Annotated in this window: 8 protein-coding genes; 4 read left to right on the top strand and 4 right to left on the bottom strand. The window is 64.0% G+C overall.

Features of this window, described 5'->3' with window-relative positions; all coding sequences use genetic code 11:
* The first annotated feature begins 173 nt into the window (after positions 1 to 173).
* Both P24_RS19200 and P24_RS07980 read left to right on the top strand, forming a co-directional pair.
* A complete protein-coding gene (locus tag P24_RS19200; protein WP_156816221.1) occupies positions 174 to 638 on the top strand; it encodes a hypothetical protein in 465 nt (154 codons plus the stop codon).
* A 12-nt stretch (positions 639 to 650) separates the two neighbouring features.
* Complete coding sequence (locus tag P24_RS07980) at positions 651 to 923, top strand: SHOCT domain-containing protein (RefSeq protein ID WP_008944195.1); 273 nt, start codon at positions 651 to 653, stop codon at positions 921 to 923.
* Positions 924 to 999: 76 nt separating this feature from the next.
* Here the strand turns inward: P24_RS07980 and P24_RS07975 are convergent, their stop codons facing one another.
* Entirely contained in the window at positions 1,000 to 2,370 is a 1,371-nt protein-coding gene (locus P24_RS07975) for an MFS transporter (RefSeq protein ID WP_008944194.1), read from the bottom strand.
* A gap of 12 nt (positions 2,371 to 2,382) precedes the next feature.
* Positions 2,383 to 2,652 (bottom strand): metal-sensing transcriptional repressor, encoded by a 270-nt coding sequence (locus tag P24_RS07970; RefSeq protein ID WP_008944193.1) that lies wholly within the window; start codon positions 2,650 to 2,652, stop codon positions 2,383 to 2,385.
* A 417-nt stretch (positions 2,653 to 3,069) separates the two neighbouring features.
* Here P24_RS07970 and P24_RS07965 point away from each other — a divergent pair, with 417 nt between their 5' ends.
* Complete coding sequence (locus tag P24_RS07965) at positions 3,070 to 7,152, top strand: Eco57I restriction-modification methylase domain-containing protein (protein ID WP_008944192.1); 4,083 nt, start codon at positions 3,070 to 3,072, stop codon at positions 7,150 to 7,152.
* 610 nt (positions 7,153 to 7,762) lie between these two features.
* Positions 7,763 to 8,002 (top strand): helix-turn-helix domain-containing protein, encoded by a 240-nt coding sequence (locus P24_RS07955; RefSeq protein ID WP_008944190.1) that lies wholly within the window; start codon positions 7,763 to 7,765, stop codon positions 8,000 to 8,002.
* Between the two features lie 221 nt (positions 8,003 to 8,223).
* On the opposite strand, the gene P24_RS07950 is transcribed toward P24_RS07955, so the two are convergent.
* On the bottom strand, positions 8,224 to 8,847 hold the full coding sequence (locus tag P24_RS07950) for an FMN-binding negative transcriptional regulator (protein WP_008944189.1): 624 nt from the start codon (positions 8,845 to 8,847) through the stop codon (positions 8,224 to 8,226).
* Between the two features lie 115 nt (positions 8,848 to 8,962).
* The gene (locus P24_RS07945; RefSeq protein WP_008944188.1) at positions 8,963 to 12,121 is read right to left on the bottom strand and encodes a M10 family metallopeptidase C-terminal domain-containing protein; all 3,159 of its coding nucleotides are present in this window, start codon (positions 12,119 to 12,121) and stop codon (positions 8,963 to 8,965) included.
* Positions 12,122 to 12,222 lie beyond the last annotated feature (101 nt).

Here is a 12,222-nt window from a genome sequence, read left to right as displayed (position 1 = left end):
CGCAAACCATGGGAAGCGGGCAGGGCAACCAGACGGACTCTGCTGTTCCCGGTCAGCGCATGCCCGGTTCCGGCATGGGCCCGGGTATGGGTCAGGGTATGGGCCCGGGTATCGGCGCAGGCCCCGGGATGATGCAGGGGCAAGGCATGCCCGGTGGCTGGCCCGGAGGCTGGATGCAACAGCCGCCCGGCGGGCCGGATGGCAATCGCTTCTCCGGGCCGATGCCGATGATGCGGGGATCGGGCAATGGGTACGCCATGCCCGGTCCGATGCTGCAGGGCTACGATGACCGCCGCGGCTATGGCATGCCGGGATATGGGCCGATAGGTCCCGGCATGATGGGCCAGGGCATGATGGGCCAGGGCATGATGGGGCAAGGTATGACGGGTCCGGGCATGATGGGCCAGGGCATGATCTATGGCATGCCGGACCGTGTCGAGCAGGAGATCGCGCCGGAACAGGTGAGAGAGATGCTGCAGCGCCGCCTCGACTGGCACGGCAATCCGCGGCTGAAGCTCGGCGAGATCAAGCCGACCGAGCATGGCGAGATTCTGGCCGATATCGTCACCCGGGAGGGCTCGCTGGTCCAGCGGCTGGCAATCGACCGCCGCACCGGCGCCCTGCGTCAGGTCGATTGAAAGGGGGATGATATGTGGCAGAACTGGCACCAGCCCGGTGCGATGATGGGCTATGACGGTGGCGGATGGTTCTGGGGAATGGCCTTCCACGGCCTCTCTGCCATCCTGTTCATTGCGATACTGGCAGCGGTCCTGATCCTGCTGTTCCGCTGGTTCGGCGCGGGGCATCAAACGCAAACAGCGGCACCGTTGAACAGCAGCGCGCTCGACATTCTCAAGGCACGCTATGCGCGCGGAGAAATCGACCGCGAGGATTATCTGCAGCGCAAGGCGGATTTGTCCTGACCGCTCCGTGACGGCAAGCGACGACCCGTGGCCCGGGCAGTTTCGCCTGGGTCGCGGGTCTGCCGGGTTCCCGGTATCACCGTGGCCAGACCGGGTGATGATCGTCGATCACCAGCTCATGGCTGTGCCGCAGCGGCCCGTGCCGGTGCGGGTGGCTGTGCGGCTCCGGTCCCTCCCAGCCTTCATGCTCATGCTGGTGGTGGGGATCATGGATATGCGCATGATTGTGCGCCTGTTCGGGATGATCGTGCGGCAGCACGCTGGGATCGCCCGCTGGCCAGACCAGCGCGGCGATCATTGTTCCCACCGCCGCAATCGCTGCCAGAACATAGAAGGTGGCCTCCAGTCCGAGCATGGCTCCGAGCCAGCCGGCCAGCGGATAGGTCAGCAGCCAGCAGGCATGCGACAGGGCGAACTGAGCGGCGAACAGGGCCGGCCGGTCCTCGGCATGGGAGGAACGTTTCAGCAGCAGTCCGCCCGGCGTCTGCACCAGCGCCGAGGCCGCGCCCAGCAGCAGCCAGAGGGCCAGCGCGGCGGCGTAGTCCTGGCTTATGGCCGCGAGGGGCAGCAGAATCGCAAGGCCGGCGCCGCCCGCCAGCATGACCAGTCGCGCGGACAGACTTTCCAGCAGGCGCGGCAGGGTCAGCGCCACGATCATCGAGCCCAGCCCGTAGGCGGCGAAGAACAGCGCGACATCGCGGTCGCTGCCGCCCAGCGCCTCGCGCACCAGAATCACGGTATTGACGATCACCATGGCGCCGGCCGCCGCCACCGCAAGGCTGAGCGCCAGCAGCCCGCGCAGCCGGGGCGTGGCCAGATAGAGCCGAGCGCCGCGCGTGAGCCGCTTGCCGAAGCTCCCCTGTCCCGCCTCTGGCCGGGGCGAGGACAGCCGCACCGAGACCACCAGCACGGCGGAGGCGAGGAAGCCGAACGTCGTGCCGAGGAACAGCCAGTGGAAGCTGATGAGGGTGAGTAGCAGCCCGGCCAGCAGCGGGCTCAGCAGCGTTTCCAGATCATAGGCCAGCCGCGACAGCGAGAGCGCCCTGGTATAGTCGCGCTCCCCGGGCAGGATGTCGGGAATGGTCGCCTGGAAGGCTGGCGTGAAGGCGGCGGAGAAGGACTGGAACAGGAAAACCAGCGCATAGATCTGCCAGATTTCGGTGACAAAGGGCAGCAGCAGGACCAGCGCCGCCCGGCACAGATCGAGCAAGACCAGAAGCCGCCGCCGGGGCCAGCGGCCGGCAAGCGCGCCCGCCACCGGTGCGACGCCGACATAGGCGACCATCTTCAGGGCCAGCGCGGTGCCGAGCACCGCCCCGGCATCGGCGCCGGCAAGGTCATAGGCCAGCAGGCCGAGCGCCACCGTGGTGAGGCCGCTGCCGAGCAGGGAGAGTATCTGCGCGGCGAACAGGTGCCGGTAGATACGGTTCGCCAGAATGTCGAGCATGTCGCGCCGCCTTCAGAGGTAGCGGGTGATTTCCTTGAATTCGGCAAGATGGTCCTGCCCGTCGCCGGCCACCGCACTGTCCAGGCAATGGTCGATATGATCGCGTATAAGGACGCGCTTGGCTTCGCTGATCGCCCGCTCGACCGCATGAAGCTGCTGGGCGAGGACGACGCAGGGCCGCCCCTCATCCATCATGGCGATCACACTGCGCAGATGGCCTTCCGCGCGGCGCAGCCGTTTCAGTATGTCGTCATGATGATGGTGGGGCGCGTGATCCGTCATTATCGGAACATATCCCCCCAGGGGGGATTGAAGCAATGACGTTTTGCCGATAGTGTTCTGGCGTCTGGCCGCTTGGCGGACAACCGGAAATCGAAGGGTTCCCATGTCTTTTCGGCACGTGCTGGCTGCCCTGCTGGTTATGCTGATTGCGCTTGGGCCGGTGGCGCATGGCCATGCGGTTCCCGCCGACGCCTTCACGGCGGGACATGGGCGCTGGTTTCCGCCTGGCAGCGGGAAATCCTGGCGGCGCTGTCCGCGACCCTGCGAGCCGGCGTCGGCCAGAACGCGCCAGCGCATATGATGCCGCCTGATTGTCGGACGGCGCTTTTGTGCGCTACCTTGTATTCTCAAGAAGATAAGCTCGACTGACCAAGCCAGTTGGCATCGGGCAGGCGCATCGCAGGGACAGACAATCGGATGATCGATCATGTTTTTCAGGGAAGCCTGTTCACCAGCGACTTCCTGACCCAGTCGATTGTCCGCAACGCGGAATGGCACAGCGTCAGCGACGAAAAGATTGATCGCCTGGCAGCGGACCTGGCTGACCTCTTCAAAGCCTTTCCCACCGGGCAAACACCCAACGAGAGCCGAACCGAAGACGATTTGATCTGGCCGATCCTCCAGCGGCTCGGCTGGGATCAGGCGATGCGCCAGCAGAACCTGACGGTCAAGGGCCGGGACGATGTGCCGGACGGGCTGCTGTTCGCCGATGCCGGGGCGAAGGCGGAGGCCGACCGTTCCCTTGAGGAATGGAAACGCTACGGCTTCGGCCTTGCCATCGTCGAATCGAAACGCTGGCATCGGCCGCTCGACCGGCAATCTGGCCGGCAAGGCGAAAAGCTGGCGCCGTCCACCCAGATGCTGCGCTATCTCAGGCGCGTGGACGACCTGACCGAGGGCAGGTTGCGCTGGGGCATCCTCACCAACGGTGGCCGGTGGCGGCTGTATTTCTCCGGTGCACGTTCCGTCTCCGAGCAGTTCTTCGAGATCGATCTCGCTGCCGTCCTTGGCATCGCCGGCCATGACCAGGGGCTGTTCGCCCTTGATGACGGCGAAAGACGCCATGCATTGCGGCTGTTTGCCCTGATGTTCCGCCGGGAGGCATTCCTGCCTTCCGGGCCGGACATCAGGAGCTTCCACCTTCGGGCCATCGATGAAGGCAAATTCTATGAGGAGCGCGTCGCCGCCGATCTGTCGAACCTCGTCTTCGATACGGTCTATCCCCTGCTCGCGCGCGCCATCGCGGACGGTGCCCCTGACGCCGATCTGGAGGATGTACGCCAGGCGGCGCTGATCCTGCTCTATCGGCTGCTCTTCGTGCTCTATGCCGAGGATCGTGACCTGCTTCCGGTCAATGACGAGCGGTATGACGATTACGGCCTGCGCAAGCGCGTCCGGTTGGATATCGGTGACCGCAAGGACAGGGGCGATACCTTCTCGGCGTCGGCTGCGCGCTACTGGGCGGTGCTGGACGATCTGTGCCGCGCCATCGACGAAGGCGACACCTCGATTGGGCTGCCGCCCTATAATGGCGGCCTGTTCGACCGCGTGCGCACGCCGCTGCTGGGCCAGGTACGGCTGTCCGACTCGGTGATGGCCGAGGTGATCGACAGGCTGTCCTTCGAGCGGACGGACGGGTCCCGCAAATACATCAATTATCGCGACCTCAGCGTGCAACAGCTGGGCTCGATCTACGAACGGCTGCTGGAACACGAGGTGGTGCGCGACGGCCCCATCGTCGATATCCGCCCCAACATCTTCGCGCGCAAGGGGTCCGGCAGCTATTACACGCCGGACGATCTGGTCAACCTGATCATCCGCGAGACACTGGAACCGCTGATCCGGGCGCGGCTGGATGCCTTCCGGCAAAAAGCGGAGGAACTGGCCGCCACCGACATGGATGAAGGCCGCAAGCTGGGCATCCTGCGACGGCTCGATCCGGCCGAAAGGCTGCTCGACCTGAAAATCTGCGACCCGGCGATGGGCTCCGGCCATTTCCTGGTCAGCCTGGTGGACTACATGGCCGACCAGGTGATCGCCGCCATGGCGGAAGCCGGAGCCATGGTCGACTGGTGGGAATATATCTCGCCACTGGCCGACCGGATTGAAGGCATTCGCGCCACCATCATCGGCAATGCCGAGGACCGCAACTGGACGGTCGATCCCGAACAGCTGGACGACCGGCACATCATCCGCCGCATGGTGCTGAAACGCTGTGTCTATGGCGTGGACAAGAACCCGATGGCGGTCGAACTGGCGAAGGTGGCGCTATGGCTGCACAGCTTCACGGTCGGCGCGCCGCTGTCCTTCCTCGACCATCATCTGCGCTGCGGTGACAGCCTGTTCGGTTCCTGGGTAAAGACCGGCATCGCCAAGGCAACGGCCTATGGCAGCCCACTGCTGCTGCACAAGCCGGTGAAGATTGCTCTGGGATCGGCGGCCTCCATGCAGACCATCGAAGGGTTGCCGGACGCGGAAATCGCCGAGGCGCACCGCTCGCAGGAAATCTTCGACGGCGTCCGGATCATGACGGCACCGCTGGATGCCTTCCTGTCCCTCCTCCACGCCTTTGAATGGCTGGACCTGAAGGGCAAGGATAACATGAAGGCGCTGCAGGGCTTCTTCGACGGGTCCTATGGCGACCCGTTCGAGATCGCCCAGGGCACGCGCGAGCCGCTGGCGCGCGGAGAGCACGGCCGCCGTCTTGCCGATATCCTGGCCGAGGCGCGCACGCTGATGGCGGAGGAACGCTTCCTGAACTGGCAGGTCGCCTTCCCCGGCGTCTGGACCGACTGGGAGGCCGAGGGCCTCGTCGGCGGGTTCGACGCGATCATCGGCAACCCGCCCTGGGACCGCATGAAACTGCAGCAGGTGGAATGGTTCGCCGCCCGCCGCCGCGAGATCGCCATGGCGCAGCGCGCCGCCGACCGCCACCGGATGATCGCGGCGCTGGAACGCGACGGCGACCCGCTGGCCGCCGATTTCGCCAAGGCCAACAGCCGCGCCGAGGCGGCTGCCCGCATGGCCCGCAAGGGTGGAGACTACCCGCTGCTATCCGGCGGGGACATCAACATCTATTCGCTGTTCGTCGAACGATCGATGGCCCTGGTGAAGCCCGATGGCATGGTTGGCCTGCTGACACCGTCGGGCATCGCCTCCGACAAGACCGCCGCCGACTTCTTCAAAGGAATATCGACCCAGGGCCGGTTGAAGGCGCTGTATGATTTCGAGAACCGGCGCACACGCCACGACGCCCCGCCCTTTTTTCCTGACGTGGATAGTCGGTTCAAGTTCTGTGTTTTCGTCGCCAGCCCGTCCCCGACCTCCGATGCGGCTATGTGCGGCTTCTTTCTGCAAAGCGTTAGCGAGCTTGCCGACCCTGAGCGCCGTTTCCCCCTGACGGCGGAGGATTTCGCGCGCGTGAATCCCAACACCGGTACAGCACCAATCTTCCGCACGCGCCGCGACGCCGAACTGACCACCGCCATCTATGCCCGCCTGCCGGTGCTGACACGCCACACCGGCGGCGCGCCGGAAAAGGCGTGGCCGGTGAAGTACGCGACGATGTTCCATATGACGAACGATTCCGGTCTCTTCCGGACCCGCGAAGAGCTGGAGGAGCGCGAAGGTGCCTATCCGATTGGCGACAATCACTTCGATAGTCCCGCAGGACAATGGCTACCGCTCTATGAAGGCAAGATGGTGCAGGCTTTTGACCATCGCGCCGCCAGCATCGTCGTAAATCTGGAAAATCAGCATCGGCCCGCACAGCCGGAGCCAGCAACGATCGAGCAGCATACTGATCCATCCTGGCTGCCAAATCCGCAGTTTTGGGTTCTCGCAGAGAAATGCCTCTGGAATAGAGACATTGGGTGGACCCTTGGATTCAAAGAGATTACAGCACCGACCAACGTTCGCACCTTCATTGCTGCCTTACTGCCTGAAGTCGGGTTTGGGAATAAAATCCCACTCTTGTTACGCGAAGGTGATTTCAAAAAAGAGTGGCTTCTTGCCGCAAATTTTAACGCTATTCCATTCGACTATGTGACCCGACAGAAAATCCAAGGGCAGACTTTAAATCTGTTCATCCTCGAACAGTTGCCGGTGGTGCCGCCGGAGCGGTTCGATACGGTGCGCTTCGGTCCGAAAAGCGCCGGGGAGATCGTCCGGGACGCCGTGCTGGAGCTGACCTACACCGCGCATGACATGGCGCCCTTCGCCCGTGACATGGGCCATGTCGAGCCGGATGGATCTGTCAAGCCGCCTTTCGTCTGGGACGAGGAGCGGCGCCTGAAGCTGCGCGCCAAGCTGGATGCCCTGTTCTTTCATCTATATGGCGTCACCGATCGGGACGATGTGCGCTATATCTATTCTACCTTCCCCATCGTCGAACGGCAGGAGACACAGGCCTATGGTGGGCGCTACCGCTCGCGCGACCTTTGCCTCGCCTATATGAACGCCCTCGCCGCCGGCGACCCGGACGCGGAGATCGATCTTTAGCGGCCGGATATCTGACGGCTCTATCGGTTCCAAACCGGCACCCCTCCCCGCTTCTCAGCCTATTGCGTCAATGCCGACATCCAGCTCCTCCGACGTAGAGACAACCCGCGCGCACAGCAACCAGGGCAGGCAATGAACATGCGCCGTCATGCTTCGCTCCTCTACCTCGACAAACCCGCGCCCTGCGAGGATGCGATACGCCAGGGTGACCGCCAGTTGCACACCCAGTTCCGTGACAATATCGGCCTTCAGGCCAGCAAGAATCGCGTCGAAATTGTGTGCTCCCGGGGATGCAACCGGAACGACAGACACACGGTTCATCAGCGCTGGGGGAATACCCGCCAAGGCTGTTGGCGGTCAGAATCCAGTTCACCTGGCTGACGTCACGGGCAACACACAAACACTCATCGAACCAGTTACGGCTCGTCTCCGGCTCGAGAAGCGACAGCAGGGTATCCACCACGCCGCCGTTTCGTCGGCTGCTGCTGCCTTCTCGACTTCATCGACGATCAGAAGCGGGTTGGCCGCCCGCACGGAGGAAAAACTGGAGCTGGGTCATTTTGTGTCTCCCATTGGCAATGCGATCATGTCAATATAAAAATACAACATTATGAAAATATCCGGATATCAGTGCAGGGCCGCGCGCGCCCTGCTTGGGATTAACCAGCTCGAGCTGGCCGCCATGGCAGGAGTGGCAAAACAAACACTCGCGGATTTTGAGAGGGGTGCGCGCACCCCTTATGCCCGTACACTTGATGACGTCGTGAATGCCCTTGAAAAGGCCGGTATCCAGTTCCTGCCGGCCGGGGACGACCATGGAGAGGGCGTGCGTTTCCGGGACCCTGGTTGAGTCAGGGCACTTCTCACCGGAAATGGCGTGGTTTGATGTGCGGGCGAGGACGCCCGGCGAAGAATGCGCGAACGTCACCGCCGTGACCACATAGCTGTTGCACAGGCTTTTCAGAGCCTGTAAATTTCTTATTATCGGTCAAGGTCTTACAGGAAAATGGCTGGAAATCCAGGTCCCCCAGCCAACCTTCCCTGAACATCAGACGATATCGGCTGCGCGGCTCAGGACGGGATGAGCGGCGCGATGGCGCGGTCGGACTCCCGGTCGCTTGACGCCAGCCCGGCGGCCACGCCGGCGCGGTCGGCCGCGTTGCGGTTCTGGCTCATCTTGCGCTTGCCCTCGATCCGGGTTACCGGCATGCGCAGGCCGACGATCCCGCGCAGCTGCGCCTGCACGAATTCCGGCGGCGCATCGGACACTGCCCAGGGACCGGCGCGCTCGCCCTCATGCAGGTCGGTCAGCCGGGTGACGAGGTCCAGCAGCCGGTCCGCATCCTCGAAGAACTCGACCGGACCATGCACGTGGACGGCGACATAGTTCCAGGTCGGCACTACCTTCCCGGTTTCCCGCTTGGTGGCATACCAGGCCGGCGTGATATAGGCGTCCGGCCCCATGAAGACCGCCACCGCCTCGCCCACCGGCGGGATGCGCCATTGCGGATTGGCCTTCGCCAGATGGCCGTAGATCACCCCCTGCTCCCCCTCGCTCCCGTCGAAGAACAGCGGCAGCGGCGTGACCATCGGCCCGTCCGCCGTGGCGGTCACGAAATTGGCCAGCCGGGCGGCGCGGATGGTCGCAAGGAGGCTGTCCTTGTCCTCGTCGCGGAAGGCAGGGGGTGTGTACATGGCAAGGCTCCTTGGCCCTACGGTCTTTCAATGGGGCGCAAGGATGCCAGCAATCCGGCCGGACGGAAATCGCTGGTTTGTCGCCATGACAAACCGCGCATTCAGACCAACAGGCTCAGGCGTAGAAGCTCTGGTCGATATCGGCAGCGGTAAGCTGGGAAATGCCGATGAAGGTGAGGGTTGCCCCCGCCACCTCGATCACCACGCCCGCTTCGGTCACACTTTGCAGCGCAAGGGCCGCTTCCAGCGCGGCCACCGACACATTCTCCACGGCGAAGCGATCAGTGCCCTGCGCGAAGTCGGTGACCGTCGCCTTCAGCACCGCCCCGGCGAAATTCGCATCGAAGCCGCGCAGCACGAACAGGTCTGCCCCCTCGCCGCCGGTCAGCGTATCATCGCCGAAGCCGGAATAGAGGATATCGTCGCCGGCCCCGCCGTCCAGGCTGTCATGGCCCTTGCCGCCGCGCAGGATGTCGTTGCCCTCGCCGCCCTCAATGCTGTCGCCATTCATGCCGCCGAACACGGAATCATCGCCCTCCCCGCCCAGCAGCGTGTCGCTGCCGGTGGCCGAGCCGATGGTGTCGTTGCCCGCACCGCCATGCAGGTAATCAGTGCCCTCGCCCAGCACGATGTTCTGGCTGCCGGCATCGCCCAGCACGATGCTGGGGCCCGCCCCGCCGCTGACCACGACATCGCCGGAAATGATGGCGACATCGACATTGTTCAGCTGGATCGGCGCTCCCGACGGCAGGTTGCGGGCATCCAGCACGATGCCGCTGGCCTGGCCGCTGTCCGGCGACCCTTCAATGATCATGGCTTCCAGAAGGTCGTCTGTGCCATATGGCGTCATGGTGATGGTACGGGCGGTGATCGGCACATTGGGTCTGAGCGCCGCGAGCACCGGCAGTGAAGGGTCATCCGGCAGCACGATGCCGAACGGTACCTCCGCCAGCAGACTGTTGACCAGTGCCGTGCTGCTGATAGGCGCACTCGGCCTGGTAACAGTGACCGATACCGTCGAGGGCAGCGTGCCGGACAGCACCGGATTGCTCGCCGGTCCGGCCAGCGGCACGCCCTGCGTCGTCTGTTGGGTGCCATTTGGGGTAATGGTGACGGTCTCGATCTGCCGGTCGCTGGCATCCGTGCTGTAGCGCGTGGCGATGTCCACCCCGCCCACACTGGTGTCGGTCGGGGGCGGCAGCGACGGGCCAGGGCCCGGGTCCGGCGTCGGCGGTACCGTCAGATCCACGGTGAAGCTGTCGGCATTTGCGTTGCCGGCAACGCCATCGCCGTGATTGTCGGTAACTTCCCCTTCCACCAGGCCGATGGTGTAGGTGCCTTCCAGCGCCGCCTCCCAGCCATTGCCGCCGGGCACTTCCACCGTATAGGTCGCGGTGTTGGTGTCGCCGTTCCAGACCGCCCCGGTCACCGTCAGGGTGCTGGTGTCGGGCGCCGTGACGGTGACATCGTTCGTGTCGATGGAGGTGTCATCGATGGTGCCGTCGGCATCGCTGTAGGTTACGGTGAAGCTGTAGCTGGTCTGACCCGCCGCCGTATGGGCGACATTCGCCGCCGATGCCGTGGCAGTCGGCCCGACATTGGCGATGAAGCTGTACAGCGTTTCGCTGGTATTCTCCGCCAGCGGATTGCCGGCCAGGTCGCGCACCGCCGATTCGTCCCACATGATCGCGATCTCCGCGCCATAGGGCAGCGGCGTCAGCCCGTCCGGATCGATGTCTATGGTAAGGCGATAGGTGCCCCAGCCAGTAACGGCGGCGGAGTTCGCGGCAATCGTCTTGACCACCGACGGGTTGGTGACGTTGTAGATGATGAATTCGCCGGTACCCGCCGACACCTCTTCGTTGAAGATCAGGGTCGGGGTCGCGTCGCGCGCGACGCCGACAGCATTGTCCGCCGGACCGGTGCCGCTCAGAAATTCCGGGGCCACGGTATCGGCGATGAAGGAAATCGTGTTGCCGGACAGGCTCAGATTGTCGAACACGGTGCTGTTCGCCAGCACGATCTGCAGGTCGGAGCCCGCCGTCGCGTCCAGCCCGACATACAGCACGTTATAGACGCCGTTCCAAGCGAAGGAGACCTCGCCCTGCGCCAATGTGGCACCATCATTGCCACGCACGATCCCGCCGACAACGGCATCACGCAGCACGATGGTATCGTCGGCCGTGAAATCGCTGACCGTATTGCTGCTCGCCGCGCCATCGGTGAAATCGAAGGTGTCCTGGCCCGCGCTGCCGACCAGCGTATCGGTGCCGGCCCCGCCGCGCAGCGTGTCATTGCCCCCATTGCCGCGCAGCAGGTTGTTGGCCTCGTTGCCGACAATCAGGTCGTTGCCGCTGCCGCCATAGGCGGCCTCGATCAGATAGGCAGTGTTGCCTTCATGCAGATAGGGGATGGCGATGTTGCCCAGCGGCGTGACATTGATGTCGCCCGTATCCAGCACCGCGTACTGGCCACCCAGATCGATCCACTGGCCGGGCCGCAGATCGACCGAGAGGTCGGTCCCATAGCTGGCGAAATTGAAGGTATCGTAGCCGCCGCCATCCCAGCGCGCCTGGAAGATGATCGCTGCCCCCGGGTCGTAGGTGTAGGTGGTATCGCCCAGATTGGCGGTCAGCGCGTTGGTGTTGACGCCGTAGAGATACTGGATCGCCGCAATGTCGTTCAGCATCGGCGCGGTCGGGTAGCTGCCGTCGGCAATCGAATAGCTACTCACCGACCCGCCGGTGAAGCTGACATAGCTCATCACCGACAGTTCGACGGACATCCCGGTGTCGGCGGGGAAGCTCCCCTCAACCTCGTGCGGATGCTTCAGCCCCAGCGCATGGCCCAGCTCATGCATCGCGATGAAATGGGAATAGCTACCAGGGCTCGACAGATCCCCGCCATTGATGCCGCTGCCCAGCTGGATATCACCGCCCTCGACCGTCCCGTCCGGAAATGTGACGACACGGGCCGTCAGATTATCCGGCGAGCGATACCAATAGACCGAGATATCGGCAGTGGCCGCGTCGGCGGCAGCCACCTCCGTGAAGGTGAGGCCGGAAACCCTGGCCCAGGCCTGGAGCACGGCCTCGAAGGCGGTCTGCTCCGCGCCGCTCAGCGCCGTGAAATAGGCGCCGTCAATCGAATAGCCGACATTGGCCGCAGCGTCGGGAAAGGCATAGGTGAGTGTCGTGCCGTCCCATTTCTGGCCATGCAGCAGGGAATCGATATAGGAGGTGCCGGATGCGGTAACGGCGGTGGTGGTCGTCACGTGCGGTTCCTTCGAAAACAATAAGACCGGCCGTGCCCCCTACAGGACAGCAGGCCACTGTTTGCCGCCGTGATTTCCCACCTTGTTGCTGGCAGGCCCGA

This window comes from Oceanibaculum indicum P24, from assembly GCF_000299935.1.
GTDB classification, from domain to species: Bacteria; Pseudomonadota; Alphaproteobacteria; order Oceanibaculales; family Oceanibaculaceae; genus Oceanibaculum; species Oceanibaculum indicum.
The sequence above is the reverse complement of the archived record's forward strand: the minus strand, read 5'-3'. Positions and strand labels throughout refer to the sequence as shown.